This window comes from Pararhizobium sp. P1_E7 (assembly GCF_056405855.1).
The window spans coordinates 1-21,791 of sequence record NZ_JBFUBH010000012.1; the positions used below are offsets into that span (position 1 = coordinate 1).

The following is a 21,791-nucleotide window of genomic DNA, read 5'->3' on the forward strand; positions in this document are numbered from 1 at the left end:
CTGCTCGACCGGCTTACCCACCACTGCCACATCCTGGAAACGGGAAACGACAGCTTCCGCTTCAAGAACAGCTCAGCGCATGAGCCCAAAACCGCAAAGGAAAAACGCAGGAACTTGACCACCACGACCAACACGAACGATACCTAAGGCGGGTCACTTCTCGGTGGAAATGCCGGGTCAGCTCTCAGTGGAAATCAACACTCCTGATAAGGGGAAGGTGGTTTCTCGGTGTTCCTGGAGCGATAGAAGCAGTCTTTTTCCATTAACGCTCGTCCCGGAACGCCAATCGGTTTGATCCGCTGTGCCACATTGCCCGCGGATACTTAGCCGGGGGGAATGGCTATATCGCAGTCCCTAAATCTCCGAGAGCAAGGAGGCTAACCTCGGAGATCCGCCTGCCAGTCGTACGTGCGCCACGCCGGGTACTTGCGCTCATCGAAATCCTCCCAGGACCAATCGACATTCACCGCATCCAGATCATTGCGGCAGTGAGATAGGCGAAGCCTGAGAAATGAATGGTTCTTCGATCGTAGCGTGTTGCGAAGCGCCGGAAGTGCTTCATTCGGTTGAATGCACCGCTCAATGCGGTTGCGATGTCTATAGGCGAGTGCATCGCGCGGGATGATGATCTTGCGCGAGCGGTTTGATGGGATCACCGCCCTGGCGCCGATGCCGGCACGAAAGGCATTGCTGTCATGGGCTTTGTCGGCCAGAACGGCATCGCCGCTCTGGCCTTCCAGGAGGGCGGAAGCCTGAGTGATGTCTCCCACCTGTTCGGCCGTTACGATGATGCGAAGAGGTCGGCCCAACGTGTCGGCCAGCAGGTGGATTTTCGTCGTCAATCCACCTCGGGAACGCCCCACCGCCTGATCCTTGGCCCCCCCTTTTCCTGGCGGCCTGCTGGTGGGCGCGCACGGTGGTACTGTCGATCATCAGATACCGATTGTCGCGATCCGCCGTCAGCGCCTTGAACACCCGTTCCCACATGCAGGCATGGCACCAGCGACTGGAACGGCGGTGTACTGTTGTTGGGCCTCAACAGCTATGCCCGCCTTCTCATGTTCGGCACCGGTTGCGGCGGAGAGGCTCTGATGCGGGGACACGGTTAAAGTGAAAAGACACGCCTCTATTGATGGAATGAGTCCACTTTAAAAGGGCAGAACCAAGAGTTGCGAAAATTTCCCAACGGGCACAAAAGCCTGTTTACATAAATCATATAGTATGATTTTTTACACGCGCTGCTGAGGGCAGCTTCTTTGGGAGGAAATCATGAAAATCAAGACTGCACTTAGCTGTGCCACAGTTCTGGCTGCCTGCATGTTCGGCTCGGCCTCTGCTGCCGATCTGACGATCGGCTTTTCGCAGATCGGCTCCGAATCCGGTTGGCGCGCGGCTGAAACCACGTTGACCAAGCAACAGGCGGAGAAGCGCGGCATCGATCTGAAATTCGCCGATGCGCAGCAGAAGCAGGAAAACCAGATCAAGGCTCTGCGTTCGTTTATCGCCCAGGGCGTTGACGCCATTCTGATCGCGCCGGTTGTTGCGACCGGTTGGGATGAAGTTCTGACCGAAGCCAAGGATGCCGAAATTCCGGTCATTCTTCTCGACCGCACGGTTGATTCGGCCGACGATCTCTATTTGACGGCTGTTACGTCCGACCTCGTCCACGAAGGCAGTGTCGCCGGCAAATTCCTGGTCGACAAGGTCGGGGACAAGCAATGCAATGTCGTCGAGCTGCAGGGCACCACAGGTTCTTCGCCGGCTATCGATCGCAAGAAGGGTTTCGAAGAAGCGCTGAAAGGCCACGACAACCTGAAGATCGTCCGCAGCCAGACCGGTGACTTCACCCGCACCAAGGGCAAGGAAGTCATGGAAAGCTTCCTGAAGGCGGAAGACGGCGGCAAGAACATCTGCGCGCTCTACGCCCACAATGACGACATGGCCGTCGGCGCCATCCAGGCGATCAAGGAAGCCGGTCTGAAGCCGGGCACGGATATCATTGTCGTGTCGATCGATGCCGTTCCGGATATTTTCCAGGCGATGGCGGCCGGCGAAGCCAATGCCACCGTCGAACTGACGCCGAACATGGCTGGCCCGGCGCTGGACGCGCTTGATGCGTTCCTGAAGGACGGCACCAAGCCGGCTAAGTGGATCCAGACGGAATCGAAGCTCTACACCCAGGCTGACGATCCGCAGAAGGTCTACGAAGAAAAGAAGGGCCTCGGCTACTGATCGATCGCCGGCATCGTTGGAAGGTCGCACCTTCGGTCCCCGGACCGCAGGTGTTGACCGAAAAACGATGCCGGCAAATCGTCTTTGCCAACGGTTCGCCCAGGCATCCGCCCCTCACCACGGAAACAGCCGTGCCCTGCGACGGATGCTGACATGACCGGCGCAAATCCGTAAGCTACGGCCGACCTAGTTTCCTTGAAGAAGCCGGTTTTATGCAAAACAACTCAAACGATATTCTTGTCGCCGCCGGGATCGTGAAGACCTTTCCTGGCGCCATCGCCCTCAACAGGGTCGATTTCTCGCTGCGGCGCGGAGAAGTGCATGCGCTCCTCGGTGAAAACGGCGCGGGAAAATCGACGCTGATCAAATGCATGACGGGCGCCTATCGCCGTGACGCCGGCGTGTTGATGCTGGATGGCGGCGAGATCGACCCGCACGATACGCTCGACGCGCAGAAACTGGGGATTGGCACTGTCTACCAGGAGGTCAATCTGCTTGGAAATCTGAGCGTCGCGGAGAATCTTTTTCTCGGGCGTCAGCCGCGCCGGTTCGGTCTCATCCAGACCCGCGAAATGAACAGGCGCGCCCATGCATTGCTGGCGCAATACGGCATCGATATCAATGTTTCCGCAGCACTCGAAAGCTATCCCGTTGCCATCCAGCAGGTGGTGGCAATCGCCCGCGCCGTCGATCTCTCCGGCAAGGTGCTGATCCTCGATGAACCGACCGCCAGTCTCGATGCGCAGGAAGTGGAGATGCTGTTCCGCATCGTCCGCGACTTGAAGGCGAGGGGGCTTGGTATCGTCTTCATCACCCATTTTCTCGAACAGGTTTACGATCTTTCCGATCGTATCACCGTGCTGCGCAACGGCCAGCTGGTCGGCACCCGCGACACCGCATCCCTGCCGCGCCGCGAACTCGTGACGATGATGCTTGGCCATGAGCTTCAGTCTGTCGAAAAGGCGGCCGGCGGCACCGAGGCCGCAAGCGGGCCCGTTCATTTCCGGTTTTCGCAGTACGGCAAGGCCGGCAAGATCAAGCCGTTCGATCTGGACGTCCGCAAGGGCGAGGTTGTCGGCATCGCAGGCCTTCTCGGTTCCGGCCGCACCGAAACCGCGGAATTGATGTTCGGGGTGCACCGTGCCGATAGCGGCAGCGCCGATATCGGCGGCAAGGCGGCCAATCTGTCATCGCCGCGCGCCGCCATTGCCGAAGGATTCGGGTTTTGCCCCGAGGATCGCAAGCTGGACGGGATCATCGGCGAACTGTCCGTGCGCGAAAACATCGCTCTTGCCTTGCAGGCGCGGCGTGGCTGGGCGCGTCCCCTGTCGGCATCCGAACAGAACGCCCTGGCCGACCGCTATATCAAGGCGCTGGACATTCGCACCAGCGACCGGGAAAAGCCGATCCGCCTGCTCTCCGGTGGCAATCAGCAAAAGGCCATTCTGGCGCGCTGGCTGGCGACCAACCCGCAGTTTCTCATTCTTGACGAACCGACGCGCGGCATCGATGTCGGCGCGCATGCGGAAATCATCCGGCTGATCGGCGAACTCTGCGCGCAGGGCATGTCGCTGATCGTCATTTCCTCCGAGCTTGAGGAACTCGTGGCTTACAGTTCGAGGATCATCGTCCTTCGGGATCGGACCCATGTCGCCGAACTGACCGGCAGCGAGATCACCACCGAACACATCGTCAATGCCATTGCCGCGGCAACGGCTGCTGGAGGCGTGCAATGATCGATAACGCAAAACGCCTCGGCCGACGTCTGCTGCCGCAGTTTATCGCTCTGGCGATGATCCTGGTGCTGATCCGGCTGGTCTTTCCGGATTTCTTTTCTGTCGAAATACAGAACGGGCGGCTTTATGGCAGCCTGATCGATATTCTCAATCGCGGTGCCCCCGTTGCCCTTCTTGCCGTCGGCATGACCGTGGTGATTGCCACCAAGGGCATCGATCTGTCTGTCGGTGCGGTCATGGCCATCTGCGGCGCTGTTGCCGCCGCATCCAGCGTGCGCGGCGATCCGCTGGCCGTCACCCTGCTGCTTGCGATCGGAACCGGCCTCATATGCGGTGTCTGGAACGGTTTTCTGGTTTCCGTCCTCAATATCCAGCCGATCATCGCCACGCTTGTGCTGATGGTTGCCGGGCGCGGTATCGCGCAGCTGGTGACGGAAGGCGCAATCCTGACCTTTAACGATCCGGGCCTGATTTTCATCGGCAGCGGCTCGTTCGCCGGTCTTCCCATGCCGGTGGTCATCTGGCTGGTATTCGGTATTGCCGTCGCCCTGCTGGTGCGGCGAACAGCGCTCGGCATGCTGATCGAAGCAGTCGGCATCAATCGCCGCGCCAGCACGCTCTCCGGCATCCAGACGCCCTTGCTGTTGATGGCGGCCTACATGCTGTCGGGACTATGCGCGGCCATTGCCGGATTGATCGTGACCGCTGACATTCGTGGAGCGGATGCCAACAATGCCGGGCTATGGCTCGAACTCGACGCCATTCTGGCCGTCGTCGTCGGCGGCACGTCGCTGCTTGGCGGCCGGTTCAGCATCGTTGCTTCGCTGATCGGCGCGATGATCATTCAGGCGGTCAACACCGGCATCCTGTCGTCCGGCTTTCCGCCGGAGTTCAACCTGATCATCAAGGCGGCGATCATCGTCATCATCCTCGTTATCCAATCGCCGCGTGTGCAGGCCGGCATGACGTTTTTCAGCCGCAAGTCCGTCCGCAGAGAGACCGCAGAGCAGTCCGCCCGATGAACCAGAAATATCTCCCGCTAATCGCCACCATCGTCATTTTCGTCGTCTCCTATGCGGCGTGTGCTGCGCAATATCCAAATATCCTGTCGACCCGGGTGATCGGCAACCTGTTGACGGACAACGCCTTTCTCGGCATCGCCGCGGTCGGCATGACATTCGTCATCCTGTCGGGTGGCATCGACCTGTCGATCGGCTCGGTCATTGCCTTTACCGGCATCTTCCTTGCGGTCCTGATGGAAAATACCGGCATCCATCCGCTCGCAGCCTTCGCGCTCGTACTTTTGATCACAACGCTGTTCGGCGCGATCATGGGCGCGATCATCCACTATCTTGAAATGCCGGCCTTTATCGTGACGCTGGCGGGCATGTTTCTCGCACGCGGCATGGCCTTTGTTCTGTCGATCGATTCCATCCCGATCAAGCATCCGTTCTACGCGGCGATGAAGACATTTTACTACAAGCTGCCGGGTGGTGGCCGTATCACGCTGATCGGCGGGCTGATGCTCCTGGTCTTCGCCAGCGGCATCCTCCTTGCCCAACGCACCCGCTTCGGCACCAATGTTTATGCGCTTGGCGGCGGTGCCCAGACGTCGGCCCTGATGGGCGTTCCCGTCGGCCGCACGACAATTATGATCTACGGACTGTCGGGTTTTCTCGCCGGGCTTTCGGGAATCGTTTATTCCCTATACACATCAGCAGGTTATTCGCTCGCCACCGTTGGCGTCGAGCTGGATGCGATCGCCGCTGTGGTGATCGGTGGAACGCTTCTGACGGGAGGCGCCGGGTTTGTTGGAGGAACACTCGTCGGCGTCTTGATTCAAGGATTGATACAGACCTACATCACCTTTGACGGTTCGCTGTCGAGTTGGTGGACGAAAATTCTGATCGGTGCTTTGCTGTTTGCATTCATTCTGATGCAAAAGGCCATTCTGTTCTTGTCGCGCCAAAACAAGAGGTATTCCTGAGGGGGGATTTGGTTGGGTAAAAGTCTGCTCGAAACCGTTCTGACCGGAGCGCGAACGCGCACGAGCCACGCGCAGGTGGTGGATGAACTGGGCAAGGCTATTGTGTCGGGTGAATTTCCGGTGGGCTCCATTCTTCCCGGCGATCCGGAACTGGCGATGCGTTTCAAGGTGTCGCGAACGGTTCTGCGCGAGGCGATGAAGACGCTGGCGGCCAAAGGACTGATCGTGCCGCGGGCCAGGATCGGTACCCGGGTGACGGCCAAAAACCAATGGAATCTGTTCGACAGCGACGTGCTGACATGGCATTTCCATCGCGGTGTCGACGAGGAATTCCTCTATCATCTCAGTGAGATACGGTTGGCATTCGAGCCCCATGCTGCAGCGCTCGCCGCGCTTAACGCTACGGAAGCGGAGATCAGCGGCATGATGCGGCTGGCCGTTGCCATGGGTGATCCCGAACATACCGCCGAAACGCTTGCTGTCGCCGATCTGCGGTTTCATCTCGCTGTCGTCGAAGCCTCGGGAAACCCGTTCATGCGCACTGTTGGCAGCCTGATCGAAGCGGCGCTTGTCGGAATCTTCAAGTTGAGTTCGCCGGCGTCAGGCCGCGATCGCATCGACGACGTTGCTCGCACGCATATCCGCATTGTCGAGCAGATCAGCCGGCGGGATGAGGCAGGCGCAAGGGCGGCGATGGAGAATGTCATCCGTGTCGGGCGCGAGCGCGTACGGGTGGCTCTCAAGGAACTCGCTGAAGAGACGGGCCCGACCCGGTAACGTCTGCCGCTCGTTCGGCAATCTGACTAAATTGCCGGGTATGGTCTTCTCTCAAACGGGGCCAGGGCCAAAAGAACCGTTATTCTGCAGTTGCTGCCTTGCTGCAACTGCGTCTTCCGCCTATTTGATAGGACTTCAACTGATACGCGCTGTCTTTGGCGAGTGTCTCTATCAACGGTGTCCGAGGGTTATGTCCGAACTGATTGTCATTTTCGTTCTCATATTGATCAATGCGTTTTTCGCGCTTTCGGAAATGGCAATTGTATCGGCAAGCCGGCCTCTGCTGCGGCAGATGGCAAAACAGGGCAACAGCCGCGCCGAACTGGCGCTGCGGCTCGCCGAGGATCCGGGTAAGTTCCTGTCCACCGTTCAGGTCGGCATCACCCTCGTGGGTACGCTCGCCGGTGCCTATGGTGGCGCGACGATCGCCGACAAGCTGTCGCCTACGCTCGACACGATCAGCTGGATCAATCCTTACGGCAGCACAGTTGCAGTCGCGCTGGTCGTCACCCTGATCACCTATCTCTCCGTCGTGATCGGCGAGCTTATTCCCAAGCAATTGGCGTTGAAGAATTCCGAAGGCGTGGCGATGTTCGTCGCCGGCCCGATGTCGTTTCTCTCGCGCCTGGCTGCCCCGGTCGTCTATCTGTTCGAGATGTCGGCATCGCTGTTCATGCGGATTATCGGCGTTACCAGCGACAGTGACCATGTGACAGAGGAAGAAGTACAGGCGATCATGGCCGAGGGCGTCGAAAGCGGCGCGATCGAGAAGTCGGAGCACGAAATGCTGCGCCGAATCATCCGGCTTGGCGACCGCAACGTCAAATCGATCATGACGCACCGCACGGAAGTCAGCTTCATCGACGTCAACGACACGCTCGAAACCATCCGCGCCAAGGTCGAGCAATCGGCCCATTCCCGCTATCCGGTGATGGATGCAAGCGGCGAGGTGCTCGGAGCCGTGCAGGTCAAGGAAATCTTGAATGCACCGATGAAGACCGGCTTCCAGATTCGCAATTTCGTCAAGGATATCCACACCTTGCCGGAAACCGCGTCCTGCCTGAAAGCATTGGAGGCCTTCAAGGCATCGCATATCAACATGGCGATGATTGTCGATGAATATGGCAGTATCGAAGGCATCATCACTATCGCCGACATCCTTGAGGCGATTGTCGGCGTACTGCCGTCGAATTATGACGATATCGAGCACGCATTGATCCGGCAGCGTGATGACGGGTCCTATCTGGTCGATGGCCGCACGCCGATCGACGAAATCCACTTGACGATCGGTATCGACGAAATCGATTCCGACGGCAGCTACGAGACCATCTCCGGCTTCCTGGTGCAGCAGCTGCGCAAGAACCCGGAGGAGGGCGACGTTACGGAAGCCTATGGATACCGTTTCGAAGTCATCGACATGGATGGCCGCCGCATCGACAAGATTCTCGTCTCTCGCGCTGCCCATTGAAGATTGCGTTCAGCTGCAAAAAACAAAAAGGCCGGGAATGCCCGGCCTTTTGTCAACTCGTCCTATGTTTGGCCCGCTAGTACATCCGTAGTCAGGTCAACTGGAGCTATTATTCGGCCGCTTCGATTAATAAATGATTAACGCAACAGTATTGCGGACGATGCCGCCATCACCTCATTTTTCGTCAGGGTAGATGGGCGCGCCGAAGGCCTTTGGCAGGGGAAACGATCAGACCGCTGGCTGCCGCAGGATCATGACATCGCACAATGCACCGGCGTTCACCGCCGGCGCATGGGGCGGCCGGATGATCAGGCAACCGGACTGGGCAAAGACCTGCATCATCGAGGAATCCTGGCGTGAAAAGGTTTCTGCGCGCAGAACGCCATCGTCGCCCCATGTCAACCGCGCACGAACATAGTCCTGACGTTTGTCATTGGCGGCAAGCGCGGTCACCGTTCTTGCCTGGCCGCTGCGATTGCGCCGGGGCAGACGCCCGAGATGGCGCAGCAGCGGTTCCAGAAACAGCAGTGCGCAGACAAGGCTTGAAACCGGGTTTCCGGGCAGGCCGAGCACGGTCATGCCGTGAAGGGACCCGACCATCAGCGGCTTGCCGGGCCGCATGGCAATCTGCCAGAAGTCGAGCACCATGCCGCTTTCGACCAGTGCCGATTGGACAAGGTCGTGATCGCCGACGGATGCGCCGCCAAGGGTGACCAGGACATCCGCACCTGCGGCCCGCGCTTTGGCGACCGCCGCGGCAATAGCCGCCTTGTCGTCGCGGACAATCCCCAGATCGATGACCTCGGCGCCGTTGTCCCGCGCGATCGCCGCGACGCCATAGGTGTTCGAGGCAATGATCTGATCCGGACCGGGGATGCTGCCGGGCGGCAGCAATTCGTCGCCGGTGGCAAGGATCGCCACCTTCGGACGCCTGAGAACCGGCAATTGCGGGTGATTCATGGCCGCCGCGACCGTCAACCGGCCTGCGTCCAGCATGTCGCCCGCCCGCAACACCGCATCGCCTGTGGTAAAATCCTGCCCCTTGGGGCGGATATGGCGGCCTTTCCCCACGGCAAAGGTGGTGCGGATACGCCCATCCGGGAGTTTATCCGCATCTTCCTGGATCAGCACGGTATCGGCGCCGGCGGGAACCGGTGCGCCGGTAAAGATGCGCACGGTCTGACCGGGGCCGACATGGCCCGAAAAACCGCGTCCGGCCGCCGATTCGCCGATAACGGCAAGCTCCGTACCGATTTCCGCAAAATCCTCGTGGCGTCCGGCATAGCCGTCCATCGCCGAATTGTCGAAGGCGGGATGGGTCAGCTTTGCCTTGAGATCGTCAGCCAGGACGCGCCCCATCGCCTCGTGCAAGTCGACAGTCTCGGTCCCTGTCAGCGGGGCGGTACCCCCGAGCAGTCTGGCAAGCGCATCTGCGACCGGGAGCAAGGCCATCAGCCCTCACTCTCCTGGCGAATATAGTCGCCGGAACGTCCGCCCGACTTTTGAACGAGCCGTATGCCGCCGATCTCCATTTCCCGGTCAGCCGCCTTGGCCATGTCGTAGATCGTCAGGCAGGCGATGCTCGCGGCCGTCAGCGCTTCCATCTCGACGCCGGTCCTGCCGGTGAGCTTGGCCATGGCCTCGATCCTCAGTCCCGGCAGGGTCTCGTCGGCGGAAATCTCCACGGACACCTTCGACAGCATCAGTGGATGGCACAGCGGTATCAGATTGGCCGTCTGCTTTGCCGCCATGATGCCGGCAAGCCGTGCGGTGGCGATGACGTCACCCTTCTTGGCATTGCCCTTGAGAATGAGATTAAGCGTTTCCGGTCGCATCCGCACATAGCCTTCCGCAACGGCGACACGCACTGTCTCTGCCTTGTCTGACACATCGACCATATGGGCCTGGCCATCGGCGCCGACATGGGTGAGGGAGGGCGCGCTCATTATTCGGCGGCCAGAATTGTGGCGGAACCGGTCAGCAGGGTGCGGGTCGCGGCCGTGACGTCGTCCTTGCGCATCAGGCTTTCGCCGACGAGGAATGTCGAAATCCCGCTCTTTGCCAGCCGCATGCAATCCTCATGGGTAAAAATGCCGCTTTCGCCGACGAGCAAGCGGTCAGCGGGAACCAGCGGCGCCAGCTTTTCCGACAGGGCGATGTCGACTTCGAACGTCTTCAGATTGCGATTGTTGATGCCGAGCAGCGGCGAGCTCAGTTTCAGCGCCCGTTCCAGCTCTTCCTCGTCATGCACTTCGACCAGAACATCCATGCCGAGCGAAAACGCCTCTTCCTCCAGCCTTTGTGCATCGCTGTCATTGAGCGACGCCATGATCAGGAGAATGCAATCGGCGCCCCAGGCACGGGCTTCGTGAACCTGATAGGTCTCGAACATAAAGTCCTTGCGCAGGGCCGGAAGCGAACAGGCATTGCGCGCCGCCGTCAGGAACTCCGGTGCACCTTGAAAACTCGGCCCATCGGTCAAGACCGACAGACAGGCAGCACCGCCGATTTCATAAGCCTTTGCCAGAAGCGGCGGATCGAAGTCTGGGCGGATCAACCCCTTGGACGGGCTGGCCTTCTTGATTTCCGCAATAAGGCCGAATCCGCCTTGCGCCTGCTTGGCTGTCAACGCGTTCAGGAAACCACGTGGCGCTCCCTGGCCGGCGCTCATCGCTTTGAGGTCGGCGAGGCTGACACTTGCCTTTGCGGCTGCGATTTCCTCGCGCTTGTAGATTTCGATCTTCCGCAGAATATCGGCCATGGAGTTTCTCCTTATGCCGCGTTGGAAACGCGGATGAGCCGCTCAAGCGTGGCATTGGCAGAGCCACTGGTCAGCGACTGACGGGCAAGCGCCATGCCCTCTTCAAGATTGCCGGCACGTCCTGCAATCACCAGCGATGCGGCGGCATTGGCAAGGGAGATATCGCGGTAAGGGGTCGCATCGCCTTCAAGAACGCCCTTCAGCGCCACGGCATTGTGCGCACCATCACCACCCTTGAGCTTGTCGATGGTCACAGTGTCCAGCCCAAAATCGGACGGCGTCAATTCAAACGTGCGGATTGAACCGTTTTCAAGTGCTGCGACCTGTGTGACACCAGTCGTGGTAATCTCGTCCAGCCCATCGCCATGCACGACCCAGACGCTTTTCGAACCGAGATCGCGCAAAACCTCGGCGACCGGCACCACCCATTGCGGTGCAAAGACGCCGACAAGCTGCTGCTTGACGCCGGCAGGATTCGACAGGGGACCGAGCAGATTAAAGATCGTGCGGGTACCAAGCTCGACGCGGGTCGGGCCGACGTGACGCATGGCGGAATGGTGCTGCTGGGCGAACATGAAGCCGAGCCCGGCTTCTGAAATGCAGCGCGCAATGGCATCGGGCCCGATATCGAGCTTGACGCCAAGGCAGGAGAGCGCATCGGCTGTTCCGGACTTGGAGCTGAGCGCCCTGTTGCCATGCTTTGCGACCGGGACACCGGCGCCGGCGACAATCAAGGCCGCCAGCGTCGAGATGTTATATGTCCCGGCGCCATCGCCGCCGGTTCCGACGATATCGATGGCGTCGGCCGGTGCTTCCACCGTCAGCATACGCGCCCGCATGGCGCCGACGGCGCCAACGATTTCATCCACCGTTTCGCCGCGCACGCGCAGCGCCATCAGGAAACCGCCGATCTGCGAAGGGGTGGCTTCGCCGGACATGATGATTTCGAAGGCCGCACGAGCATCGTCGCGGTTAAGCGCTTCACCCGTTGCGGCCTTGGCGACGAAAGGCTTCAAGTCCGGCATGCTGATCCCTTTTGCGTTACCGCTGCTGCGACAGAGCAAGCTCGGCGAGCTGCTGGTTGATCGTGACACCGTAGCCCTTCTGCAGCTCGGTGACCATCTGATCGAGAATGTCGTCGCCGCTGGCCTGGGCCATGGCGTTGATCTGGCGATCGTCATTGTCGAGCGCGTCGCCGGGATTGTTGTCATCGACTTCGGTGACCTTCAGGAGGATCTGTCCTTCGCCGGCAAGGCCGGGGGCATTGGCGACCAGACCGTTGGCGCCGCCAAAGGCAGCGGTGACGGCCTGAGGGCTCAGCGCCGCATCTTCTGAAGACCGGCGAAGTCCCGATTTGGTTTCGACGGCGATACCGAGTTCCGTGGCAATTGCTGCGAGTGTTTCGCCCTTTTCGACCCGGCCCTTCAGCTCGACGGCCTTGGCGGCAAGCTCGCTGCGCTGCTGTTCCGCCGTCCAGTCGGCCACGACCTTTTCACGGGCCTCATCCAGCGTGCGGTCGCGCGCTGGCGTCACTTCGTCGACATCGAACCAGACGTAACCGTCGCGGCCGAGATTGACCGGCAGGGTTTCTCCGCCGACTTCAGCCTTGAAGGCCTCCTCGAGAAAGGTCTTTGCTTCCGGAATACCGGCGATTGCCTCGCCATCGGCATCGTTTCCGCGCGCGTCAACTGCGTTGAGGACAACAAGCTTGAGATTGGTCTGTTCGGCGGCTTCCTTCATCGACGCTCCGGAAACACGGGCATCCTCGAACTTGTCGTGGATACCCATGATCTCGTCGCCGGCATTGCTGAGCGCCAGCTCCTTGCGCAGTTCGTCCTTGACCTCGTCATAGGCGCGAACGGTTTCCGGCTTGATGTTGGTGACGCGCAGGATGACGGCACCGAAGGCACCGTCGATCACCGGCGTGGTCTGTCCATCCGTCACAAGCGCAAAAGCCGCGTCACCCAGCTTGGCATCGGGCATGCGGTCACGGGTGAAATCGCCGAGCAGCACATCGCTGGCGGTCTTGCCGGAGGCGGTGACCAGAGCGTCGAAGCTTGTGCCTGTGGAAAGCTTGACTGCCGCTGCGTCAGCTTCCGCACGCGAGGGGAAGGAAAGCTGTTCGACGGTCCGCGTTTCCGGCGTGGTGAAACTGTTCTTGCGCTTCTCGTAGTCGGCCCGCACTTCGTCCTCGGTGACCGAGGCCGGATCGGCGATATCGGCCGGTTCAAGCTTCACATAGCTGATCTTGCGGAACTCGGGCGCACGGTATTCGGCCTTGTGCGTTTCGAACCAGGGCTTCAGTACCTCATCGGACGGCGCCTTGACCGGATCGACATTGGCATTCGACAACAGCAAATAGTCGATCGTGCGCGTCTGGTTGCGATACTGACGCAGGGCGTCGCCCAGCACCTTCGGCGGCGTATAGCCGTCCGACAGCGCCTCGACGATCTGGGAGCGCACCGCAACCTGGCTGCGATTGTTGATGTAATCCTGTTCGCGCAAACCGGCATTGCGCAGGACGCTCGAGAAGGTCGACCGGTCGAACTGGCCGTTGACGCCCTTGAACGCCGGGTCCTCGCTGATCAGCGTGGCGAGCCGGTCCTGGGACAGGCCGAGGTTCATGTTCTCGGACAATTGGTCGAGGGTGGCGCCGGCGACGAGCTGCGAGTAGACCTGCGCTTCGACACCGAAGGCCTTGGCCTGTTCGCGGCTCAGCCGCGTACCGAACTGCCGGGAAAGCTGAGCGAGCTGGCGCTCATAGGCGAGGCGGAAATCGCTCGGAGACACTTTGACGTCTCCGACCGTCACCACCGCATCGGCAGCTCCCGGTACCAGCGACGTTGACACACCCCAGACACCGAAGGAAAGAACAAGAAGGGCCATAAGCCCTTTGACAACCCAGGTCTGGGAGCCTCTTCTCAGGATTTCAAGCATGGGACTGCATACCTCGTCGCAATTTCGTGGCCGCCGGATGGCAACCGGTGTCGTTCCTTAGAGCAATCCGAGGCGGAATTGAAGGGTTCAAACGCGCAAAAAGTCGAGGAAATCAGTGCCGCGCTGGCGAATGGAAGCAGCCATGCGGGCATTTGCCCGCGATGTCGCGCCAGCTGCTTCAAGACCGAGGCCAGCGCAGTCCTGGACCGTGCCGTTCGAAGGCTGGAACATGTCGGAAATATTAGCCGGCAATCTAAAATTATCTGTCACAATTGGCTGTAGCCCGGGTTATATCGCCCTCGAAAATGCTAGCATTGATCCGCCAGAAATTGCCGACTCGCTTGTTGCGCAGCCATTTTGGTGGAAAAGCCGGAGTGCAGACATGGAATCCATCATCGTCATGGTCAATCTGTTTGGAGCGGTCGCCTTGCTGCTTTTCGGATTGTCGCAGGTCAAGGACGGTGCGACGCGTGCTTTTGGTATCAAGCTGCGGACCGGGCTGGCGCAGGGCACCAGCGGGCCGGTGCGCTCCTTTCTCGGCGGGTTCGTCGCAACAGTCGCCCTTCAGAGCTCGACCGCCACTGCGCTGATGATTGCCTCCTTTGTCGAAAAGGGGCTGGTGCGTGCGCGCATGGCCCAGATCGTACTCCTCGGCGCCAACGTCGGAACAGCCGTGACTGCCTGGATCGTCGCGACCGGCATCGATTGGCTGTCGCCATTGCTGATTCTCATGGGGGTGATGCTGTACCGGGCAGGGCGGTCCAGTGCGAAACAGGGCGCGGGCACAGCCCTGGTCGGTATCGGCTTGATGCTGTTGTCGCTGCATCTGCTCGGGCTGGCGACTGAACCGATGCGCCAGTCGCCGGCGCTCGCAAGCTTCCTCACCATGCTCGACAGCGCCTGGCCCGTCGCCATGATCTTTGCGGCCGTGCTTGCCTTCGTCTCGTCATCCAGCCTTGCCGTCGTTGTTCTCATCCTGTCGCTTGCAGGGACCGGCATCCTCTCGTCCGGTCTGACAATCGCGCTGGTGCTTGGCGCCAACCTGGGTGGTGCGGTCCCGCCGGTGATGGCGACACTGTCGGCTTCCGCCTCGGCCAAACGGGTGACCACAGGCAATCTGGTCGTCCGCGCCATCGGTTGCCTGATTGCGCTGTCGGTGGCAACACCGGTTGCGGCCTTTCTCCAGACGCTGCCTCTTTCGCCGGCAAAACTGCCGGTCGATATCCACCTGATCTTCAATGTCGCGCTTGCCATTTTCGCCTGGCCATTCTCGTCACTGCTCTCGGCGGCCATGCTGCGGTTTATTCCAGATGAGCCAAAGGCCGAGACAGGCCCGCTCTATCTCGACGACCGTGCACTCGCAACGCCGGTCATTGCTCTCTCCGGCGCCACCCGGGAAGTGCTGCGCGTCGGCGATCTGATCGAGAAGATGCTGATCGCGACGATGAATGCGTTCAACAGCAATGATCTTGTCCAGCTGCAGGACATCGGAAAACTGGAAAAACAGGTCGATCTGCTGCAGCAGGAAGTCAAGCTCTACCTGTCACGGCTCGGGCGCAGCGGTCTCAGCGACGACAACGGCCGCCGTTCCATCGTGATCATCGACTATGCCATCAACCTTGAACATATCGGCGACATCATCGAAAAGGGCCTGACGGAACAGGTCAAAAAGAAGATCGACAACGGCCTCAAATTCTCCGAGGACGGCTATCATGAGCTGACAACGCTGTTTAATCTCACCATCGACAATCTGCGCATCGCCCAGACCATTTTCGTGACCCGCGACGCCGATCTTGCCCGCCACCTGATGGAGGTGAAGGTCGATGTCCGCCACATGGAGAAACGCTCATCCGAGCGCCATCTTGAGCGACTTCGCGACGGCCGCACCGATAGCCTGCAGACGAGCTCACTGCATCTCGACATCCTGCGTGATCTCAAGCGCATCAACGCCCATATCGTCTCCGTCGCGCACCCCATTCTCGATGAAGGCGGCCTGTTGACGGAAAGCCGGTTGCGGATGCCGCACTGACGCTCACGGCGCTGCGGCAAGACCGTTGCGGACGAAAGCATCGTAACAGGGTGTCAGCGTGATGCGGTGATGACCCGGCGCGAGCGCCGGCTGATAGAGGCTCAAAAGTTTCAGCCGCGCGGTGGTGGGCGGGCATGTCGGGTAAAGTGCCAGGTCGACGGCAGCCACGGCCTGGTTGACGCGTTGCCCCGGCTGCGGCACGGCCCGGTACGGGTCGGCACCGATGGCGATATATTTCGGTGCATGGCGATCCATCAGCCAGGGAAAGGGATTGGTGAAATCGATCGTCATGATCGTCGCAAACCGTACCTTGTTGGCCGTTTCGAAGGCCCGGATCGCCGAGACCACCTCATCGGCGTTTGCAAGCCACAGCCCTTGAAAATCGAAGTCGCTATAGAGCAGGAAGGATGGCAATTCACCTGCTTCGGCCAGTGCCTCGTAGGCTGGACGATATGCGACATAGTTGGTTTGCAGGCGCTGCGCCCGTTGGCTGAGAATGTCGCGGATGCCGACGGCGCCCATGCTCTTGAGGTTCTTGTGTTCAAGCGGCTTGGTGTTGACGCTGCCGATCCAGGCACGCGCCGCCTTTTGTCCGATAGTGGCCCCGACGGGAATTGCAGCGCCAAAAGCAAGGATGGCAACGGCGGCGAAACCCGCTGTTGGTCCCTTGTGGCGATAGTTGTCGATGAGGATGGCAAGCAGCAGCGGCCAGACAAAGATGAATGCCTGGCTACCGGTGTTCTGGCTTTCAAACAGCAGGCCGGCGGTGACGAACCCCGCCAACCAGAGAAACGATTGATCGGCAATCTTGCTGAAAGCCGAAAAGCCGGGTCTGGCGATGAAGGTGCGAATTGTCCCAAAAAATACAGGCAGTTCACTGACGAGCAGGGTAAGGCCGAGCAGACAGCAAACCAGAACCACACCAAAATTGATCGAGGCGGCCTGCAGAAGGCGGGGCAACAGGCTGGTGTCATTGATCACGACCAGCGACAAGATGTCGGCGGCATAGGCTGAAACGGTACCGGATGTAACTTCCAGACATCCGATCGCGGCGAAGAAGAGGACGCCGCCAACAAGAGCCGCGCGAAGCGGCAGGCGCCCAGCCAGAAATGCCATCAGGCACAGGACAAGGCCGGCGATCAGGCCGGTGACCTTGATGAACAAAAGGGCGAGCATGGCGAGCACCGTCACCGTGGCCAGTGTTTTCCATCCACGCACGAAGACCAGCCCGGCCGCCAGCACATAGAGCAATTGGCAGACCTGACGATTGTAGATGCCGAAGCCATCCGAGCCCGGATAGGGATAGAACTCGCCCGTGTTGAACGGCAAGAGCGTAAAGAACAGGAATGGCAGCAGCAGACCATAGGCGATGGCCGTCGAGCGCTTCTGCACGTCGAGGATGACCAGCGCCATCAAAGGTGCCGTGATTGTCATCAACGACCAGCTGGAGAGAAGCAGAGGGTGGCCGTTGGGGAAAAGATAAAGCCATCCGGCAAAGAGATAATAGCCAAGGCCGCCCACCGGTGCGAAGAAATCGACGGAGGGGACCTGGCCGTCGAAAATACGGTTTGCCGCGTCGAGGTAGATATAGTGGTCCCAATACATCGGGCCGATCGGCAGGGTCACGGTCGCAAACAGTGCCAGCGGCAAACACGCAACGGCCAGCGCCAGGACGATCAGCGGCTGGCGAGCGAGTGTCGCCCCAACACCTTTGAACCTGCCGGCACGCACTGTCTCGGTCGAACCATGCATTGTCGGTACCATTCCCCGGCCATCGCAACCGTCAAATGCGGTCATTCCCCGCTTATGACAGGATCGGGTTTTATCCGGGTTAATAGGACGGCTCGCGCCCGGATTATGTTCCGTGCAATATCTTCCTGCTATGTAGCAGGCAGAATCGCGCCGGATTTCGGAACCGGCTGCCACCAAAGCGGGAGAACGTGAATGAAGCGCACATGCCTGGCGATTGTTTTGGCTGCGGGAGAAAGCACCCGGATGAAGTCGTCCATGTCGAAGGTGCTCCACCCGGTCGCCGGCCGGCCGATGATCGCCCATGTGGTCGAGTCGCTCGTCCATGCATCGATCACGTCAGCAGCCCTTGTGCTTGGCCGCGATGCCGAAGCGGTTCAATCCGCCGCCGCCCGCAGCGATATCGATCTGTCTGCCTTTCTTCAGACCGAACGCCTTGGGACCGGACATGCCGTTCTCGCCGCAAAGGACGCCATTGCCAGGGGCTATGACGATATTCTCGTCGTGTTCGGCGACACGCCGCTGATTACCGCAGCCCCGCTTCTGGCCGCGCGGCAGGGGCTTGCCGACGGCAATGACGTGGTGGTCATCGGCTTTGAGACGGCCGATCCGACCGGTTACGGCAGATTGCTTGTCGAGAATGGTCAGCTTATGGCCATCCGCGAGCAGAAGGACGCAACCGAGGACGAAAAGAAGATTACCTATTGCAACGGTGGCCTGATGGCGATCAACGGCGCCAAGGCGCTGGAATTGCTCGGTAAGATCGGCAATGCCAACGCCAAGGGTGAATACTACCTGACCGATATCGTCGAGATCGTCCGCGCTCAGGGCGGCAAGGCCATTGCCGTTGCGGCGCCGGAGACGGAACTCACCGGCTGCAACAACCGCGCCGAACTCGCGATGATCGAGGCCATCTGGCAGAAGCGCCGCCGTCACGAGATGATGGTCTCCGGTGTGTCGATGATTGCGCCGGAAACCGTATTCCTCGCCTTCGACACGCAGATTGCCCAGGACGTGCTGATTGAGCCGAACGTGGTTTTCGGCCCTGGTGTCGTCATCGAAAGCGGCGCGGTCATCCATGCCTTTTCCCACCTTGAGGGAGCCCATGTGAGCGCTGGCGCGACTGTCGGCCCCTATGCGCGCCTGCGGCCCGGCGCCAATCTCGGACCCAACTCCAAGGTCGGCAATTTCTGCGAGGTGAAGAAGGCCGAGATCGGTGCGGGCGCCAAGGTCAATCACCTGACCTATATCGGCGATGCGTTCGTCGGCGAGAAAACCAATATTGGCGCAGGCACGATCACCTGCAACTACGACGGCGTCAACAAGCACATCACCCGTATTGGGGCGAATGCCTTTATCGGTTCCAACTCGTCCCTTGTTGCTCCGGTGTCAATCGGCGACGGTGCGCTGGTGGCATCCGGCAGTGTGGTGACTGACGATGTGCCGGCCGATGCGGTGGCTTTCGGGCGGGCGCGGCAGGAGATCAAGCCCGGGCGGGCGAAAATCCTGCGTGAGCGCTATCAGGCGGAAAAGACTGCCAGAAAGAAATAGCATCTGGCGATTGCCACGGTTAAAGCCTGAAATCGAAAGTGAGTTTCGGGCTGATTGCGGATTTTGCGGAATCCGGTACCAAAGCGGCATCTGAAAAGCGCATAGGGGCCGTCGTGTCCCTGTCCGGACGGGTCTTGCGAAGAAATTGCGGAGAAGAAACATATGTGCGGCATCGTCGGTATCGTTGGAAACCAGCCCGTCTCCGAGCGTCTTGTCGATGCCCTGAAGCGGCTCGAGTATCGCGGCTATGATTCCGCCGGCGTCGCGACGATCCACAACGGTGTTCTTGAGCGGCGCCGCGCCGAAGGCAAGCTGGTCAACTTGGAAGCCAAGCTGCGCGGCGAACCGCTGGCTGGCCAGACCGGTATTGCCCACACGCGCTGGGCTACGCACGGCGCACCGACGGAAAACAACGCCCATCCGCATTTCACCGATGGCGTTGCCGTCGTTCACAACGGCATCATCGAGAATTTTTCCGAGCTGAAGGATGAGCTTGCCGCTGCCGGCGCGACCTTCAAGACGCAGACCGACACCGAGGTCGTCGCGCAACTGCTGGCCAGTCTGATCCGCAATGGCCTGAGCCATAGGGAGGCGATGCAGGCGATGCTGCGCCGTGTCACCGGTGCCTATGCACTGGCCGTCATCTTCCAGGATGCGCCGGATACGATCATGGCCGCCCGCAGCGGCCCGCCGCTTGCCGTCGGCTTCGGCAAGGGCGAGATGTTCCTCGGTTCCGACGCCATCGCCTTGTCGCCGTTCACCAATGAAATCACCTATCTGATCGACGGTGACTGGGCCGTGCTGACAGCCGACAGCATCGAAATTCTGAATCACGACGGCAGGCCGGTCTCCCGTCCGCGCCAGGTGTCGGTTGCGGCTGCCTATATGGTCGACAAGGGCAACCACCGCCATTTCATGGAAAAGGAAATCTACGAACAGCCGGAAGTGATTTCGCACGCGCTCAGTCACTACGTCGATTTCATCGAAAACAAGGTCAATCCGATTGCCGCAGTGATCGATTTTGCCAAGGTGCCGAGCCTTGCCATCTCCGCCTGCGGCACCGCCTATCTTGCCGGCCTTGTCGGCAAATACTGGTTCGAACGCTACGCTCGCCTACCAGTCGAAATCGACGTGGCCTCCGAGTTCCGCTACCGCGACATTCCGCTGTCGCCGCAGTCGGCCGCCCTGTTCATCTCGCAGTCCGGCGAGACCGCCGACACGCTGGCGTCGCTGCGCTATTGCAAGGAAAACGGCCTGAAGATCGGCGCCGTCGTCAACGTCAAGGAATCGACCATCGCGCGGGAATCCGACGCGATCTTCCCGATCATGGCCGGTCCGGAAATCGGCGTTGCCTCGACCAAGGCGTTTACCTGCCAATTGTCCGTGCTCGCAGCTCTTGCGATCGGCGCGGGCCGGGCGCGTGGAACGGTGTCGGAAGCCGAAGAAAAGGTTCTCGTCCGCAGCCTTGCCGAGATGCCGCGGATCATGGGCAAGGTGCTCAACAGCATCCAGCCGGTGATCGAAAGCCTGTCGCGCGAACTGTCGAAGTGCAAGGACGTGCTCTATCTCGGCCGCGGCACCAGCTATCCGCTGGCCATGGAAGGTGCTTTGAAGCTCAAGGAAATCTCCTATATTCACGCGGAGGGCTATGCCGCCGGTGAGCTGAAGCATGGTCCCATCGCCCTGATCGACGAAAACATGCCGGTCATCGTCATCGCCCCGCATGACCGGTTCTTCGAAAAGACGGTGTCGAACATGCAGGAAGTCGCGGCACGCGGCGGCCGCATCATCTTCATCACCGACGAGAAGGGGGCAGCCGCCTCCAAGCTTGAGACGATGAGCACGATCGTGCTGCCGAATGTTGATGAAATCATCGCCCCGATGATCTTCTCGCTGCCGATCCAGCTGCTCGCCTACCACACCGCCGTGTTCATGGGCACCGACGTCGATCAGCCGCGCAACCTGGCAAAATCGGTGACGGTGGAATGATCACACGCTTTGAAAGTCCGGCTGATATTGCAGCAATCCGCGCTGTGACGATTGCCGCGTTCAAGGATCATCCGCACAGCGATCAGACCGAACACCTGATCGTCGATCGCTTGCGGCAGGCGGGCGCTCTCAGCATTTCGCTGGTTGCCGAAGTGAATGGCCAAGTGGCCGGCCATATCGCCTTTTCGCCCGTTAAACTGTTTGACGGTTCGAAGGGCTGGTTTGGGCTTGGGCCGGTATCGGTCTTGCCGGCATTTCAGGGGCAGGGCATTGGTGGCGCATTGATCCGCAAGGGGCTGGATCTGCTGCGGGATCAGGCTGCCGCCGGGTGTGTCGTGATGGGCGATCCGGATCTTTACCGGAAGTTCGGATTTAGCAACGATGCCAAGCTTGTCTTCAAGGATTGTGCGCCGCAGTATTTTTTGGTGCAGCTCTTGTCCTCTGCAGGGGCGTCCGGCATGGTGACATATGACGCGGCGTTTTATGCCGCTGCATAATTCCTGAAATCGGAATCGATTTTGGGAAAAATTATGCAGAAAATTTAAAGTGCTACAGCGGCCTTTGCGCATCATGAA

At 60.0% G+C, this 21,791-nt stretch carries 17 protein-coding genes and 1 pseudogene; 11 read left to right on the plus strand and 7 right to left on the minus strand.

Annotated elements, in window-relative coordinates:
• On the plus strand, nt 1-147 hold a 147-nt coding region (locus AC1D17_RS14420; protein ID WP_477566169.1), incomplete at its 5' end, for an ATP-binding protein.
• 230 nt (nt 148-377) lie between these two features.
• Here AC1D17_RS14420 and AC1D17_RS14425 read toward each other — a convergent pair.
• Nucleotides 378-875, minus strand: a pseudogene (locus tag AC1D17_RS14425) (transposase); the annotation flags it as partial.
• A 394-nt stretch (nt 876-1,269) separates the two neighbouring features.
• On the opposite strand from AC1D17_RS14425, the gene ytfQ reads away from it, so the two are divergent.
• The 6 genes from ytfQ to AC1D17_RS14455 all read left to right on the plus strand — a co-directional run bounded on the left by ytfQ (nt 1,270) and on the right by AC1D17_RS14455 (nt 8,200).
• A complete protein-coding gene (ytfQ, locus tag AC1D17_RS14430) occupies nt 1,270-2,232 on the plus strand; it encodes a galactofuranose ABC transporter, galactofuranose-binding protein YtfQ (protein WP_477566083.1) in 963 nt (320 codons plus the stop codon).
• A gap of 212 nt (nt 2,233-2,444) precedes the next feature.
• A complete protein-coding gene (ytfR, locus tag AC1D17_RS14435) occupies nt 2,445-3,968 on the plus strand; it encodes a galactofuranose ABC transporter, ATP-binding protein YtfR (RefSeq protein ID WP_477566084.1) in 1,524 nt (507 codons plus the stop codon).
• On the plus strand, nt 3,965-4,990 hold the full coding sequence (locus AC1D17_RS14440; protein WP_477566085.1) for an ABC transporter permease: 1,026 nt from the start codon (nt 3,965-3,967) through the stop codon (nt 4,988-4,990). Before ytfR ends, AC1D17_RS14440 begins: the two co-directional genes overlap by 4 nt.
• A complete protein-coding gene (gene yjfF, locus AC1D17_RS14445; RefSeq protein WP_477566086.1) occupies nt 4,987-5,955 on the plus strand; it encodes a galactofuranose ABC transporter, permease protein YjfF in 969 nt (322 codons plus the stop codon). The genes AC1D17_RS14440 and yjfF overlap by 4 nt, the downstream gene beginning before the upstream one ends.
• 12 nt (nt 5,956-5,967) lie before the next feature.
• Nucleotides 5,968-6,732: a FadR/GntR family transcriptional regulator gene (locus tag AC1D17_RS14450; RefSeq protein WP_477566087.1), complete on the plus strand. Its 765-nt coding sequence runs from the start codon at nt 5,968-5,970 to the stop codon at nt 6,730-6,732.
• Between the two features lie 190 nt (nt 6,733-6,922).
• A complete protein-coding gene (locus AC1D17_RS14455; protein ID WP_477566088.1) occupies nt 6,923-8,200 on the plus strand; it encodes a hemolysin family protein in 1,278 nt (425 codons plus the stop codon).
• Nucleotides 8,201-8,428: 228 nt separating this feature from the next.
• Here AC1D17_RS14455 and AC1D17_RS14460 read toward each other — a convergent pair whose 3' ends face one another.
• From AC1D17_RS14460 to AC1D17_RS14480, 5 genes are read right to left on the minus strand one after another with little or no spacing between them, the layout of a single operon-like run.
• Nucleotides 8,429-9,652, minus strand: a complete 1,224-nt coding sequence (locus AC1D17_RS14460; protein ID WP_477566089.1) for a molybdopterin molybdotransferase MoeA — start codon at nt 9,650-9,652, stop codon at nt 8,429-8,431.
• A complete protein-coding gene (gene moaC / locus AC1D17_RS14465) occupies nt 9,652-10,146 on the minus strand; it encodes a cyclic pyranopterin monophosphate synthase MoaC (RefSeq protein ID WP_477566090.1) in 495 nt (164 codons plus the stop codon). Before moaC ends, AC1D17_RS14460 begins: the two co-directional genes overlap by 1 nt.
• Nucleotides 10,146-10,961, minus strand: a complete 816-nt coding sequence (trpC, locus tag AC1D17_RS14470; protein ID WP_477566091.1) for an indole-3-glycerol phosphate synthase TrpC — start codon at nt 10,959-10,961, stop codon at nt 10,146-10,148. The genes moaC and trpC overlap by 1 nt, the downstream gene beginning before the upstream one ends.
• A gap of 11 nt (nt 10,962-10,972) precedes the next feature.
• On the minus strand, nt 10,973-11,986 hold the full coding sequence (gene trpD, locus AC1D17_RS14475) for an anthranilate phosphoribosyltransferase (RefSeq protein ID WP_477566092.1): 1,014 nt from the start codon (nt 11,984-11,986) through the stop codon (nt 10,973-10,975).
• Between the two features lie 16 nt (nt 11,987-12,002).
• Nucleotides 12,003-13,898 (minus strand): peptidylprolyl isomerase, encoded by a 1,896-nt coding sequence (locus AC1D17_RS14480; protein ID WP_477566093.1) that lies wholly within the window; start codon nt 13,896-13,898, stop codon nt 12,003-12,005.
• A gap of 382 nt (nt 13,899-14,280) precedes the next feature.
• On the opposite strand from AC1D17_RS14480, the gene AC1D17_RS14485 reads away from it, so the two are divergent.
• Nucleotides 14,281-15,927 (plus strand): Na/Pi cotransporter family protein, encoded by a 1,647-nt coding sequence (locus AC1D17_RS14485; RefSeq protein ID WP_477566094.1) that lies wholly within the window; start codon nt 14,281-14,283, stop codon nt 15,925-15,927.
• Nucleotides 15,928-15,930: 3 nt separating this feature from the next.
• Here AC1D17_RS14485 and AC1D17_RS14490 read toward each other — a convergent pair whose 3' ends face one another.
• Nucleotides 15,931-17,724 (minus strand): hypothetical protein, encoded by a 1,794-nt coding sequence (locus tag AC1D17_RS14490; protein ID WP_477566095.1) that lies wholly within the window; start codon nt 17,722-17,724, stop codon nt 15,931-15,933.
• A gap of 147 nt (nt 17,725-17,871) precedes the next feature.
• On the opposite strand from AC1D17_RS14490, the gene glmU reads away from it, so the two are divergent.
• From glmU to AC1D17_RS14505, 3 genes are all read left to right on the plus strand, one after another.
• Complete coding sequence (gene glmU / locus AC1D17_RS14495) at nt 17,872-19,227, plus strand: bifunctional UDP-N-acetylglucosamine diphosphorylase/glucosamine-1-phosphate N-acetyltransferase GlmU (protein ID WP_477566096.1); 1,356 nt, start codon at nt 17,872-17,874, stop codon at nt 19,225-19,227.
• Nucleotides 19,228-19,389: 162 nt separating this feature from the next.
• Entirely contained in the window at nt 19,390-21,216 is a 1,827-nt protein-coding gene (gene glmS / locus AC1D17_RS14500; protein ID WP_477566097.1) for a glutamine--fructose-6-phosphate transaminase (isomerizing), read from the plus strand.
• Entirely contained in the window at nt 21,213-21,713 is a 501-nt protein-coding gene (locus AC1D17_RS14505) for a GNAT family N-acetyltransferase (protein WP_477566098.1), read from the plus strand. The genes glmS and AC1D17_RS14505 overlap by 4 nt, the downstream gene beginning before the upstream one ends.
• Nucleotides 21,714-21,791: the final 78 nt, after the last annotated feature.

What these genes read in the sequence shown, in the direction of transcription:
- AC1D17_RS14490 (WP_477566095.1), bottom strand. Translation starts at nt 17,724, where the DNA reads ATGACCGCATTTGACGGTTGCGATGGCCGGGGAATGGTACCGACAATG.
- AC1D17_RS14485 (WP_477566094.1), top strand. Translation starts at nt 14,281, where the DNA reads ATGGAATCCATCATCGTCATGGTCAATCTGTTTGGAGCGGTCGCCTTG.
- AC1D17_RS14455 (WP_477566088.1), top strand. Translation starts at nt 6,923, where the DNA reads ATGTCCGAACTGATTGTCATTTTCGTTCTCATATTGATCAATGCGTTT.
- ytfQ (WP_477566083.1), top strand. Translation starts at nt 1,270, where the DNA reads ATGAAAATCAAGACTGCACTTAGCTGTGCCACAGTTCTGGCTGCCTGC.
- moaC (WP_477566090.1), bottom strand. Translation starts at nt 10,146, where the DNA reads ATGAGCGCGCCCTCCCTCACCCATGTCGGCGCCGATGGCCAGGCCCAT.
- trpD (WP_477566092.1), bottom strand. Translation starts at nt 11,986, where the DNA reads ATGCCGGACTTGAAGCCTTTCGTCGCCAAGGCCGCAACGGGTGAAGCG.
- glmU (WP_477566096.1), top strand. Translation starts at nt 17,872, where the DNA reads ATGAAGCGCACATGCCTGGCGATTGTTTTGGCTGCGGGAGAAAGCACC.
- AC1D17_RS14505 (WP_477566098.1), top strand. Translation starts at nt 21,213, where the DNA reads ATGATCACACGCTTTGAAAGTCCGGCTGATATTGCAGCAATCCGCGCT.
- glmS (WP_477566097.1), top strand. Translation starts at nt 19,390, where the DNA reads ATGTGCGGCATCGTCGGTATCGTTGGAAACCAGCCCGTCTCCGAGCGT.
- AC1D17_RS14480 (WP_477566093.1), bottom strand. Translation starts at nt 13,898, where the DNA reads ATGCTTGAAATCCTGAGAAGAGGCTCCCAGACCTGGGTTGTCAAAGGG.
- AC1D17_RS14460 (WP_477566089.1), bottom strand. Translation starts at nt 9,652, where the DNA reads ATGGCCTTGCTCCCGGTCGCAGATGCGCTTGCCAGACTGCTCGGGGGT.
- AC1D17_RS14440 (WP_477566085.1), top strand. Translation starts at nt 3,965, where the DNA reads ATGATCGATAACGCAAAACGCCTCGGCCGACGTCTGCTGCCGCAGTTT.
- trpC (WP_477566091.1), bottom strand. Translation starts at nt 10,961, where the DNA reads ATGGCCGATATTCTGCGGAAGATCGAAATCTACAAGCGCGAGGAAATC.
- yjfF (WP_477566086.1), top strand. Translation starts at nt 4,987, where the DNA reads ATGAACCAGAAATATCTCCCGCTAATCGCCACCATCGTCATTTTCGTC.
- ytfR (WP_477566084.1), top strand. Translation starts at nt 2,445, where the DNA reads ATGCAAAACAACTCAAACGATATTCTTGTCGCCGCCGGGATCGTGAAG.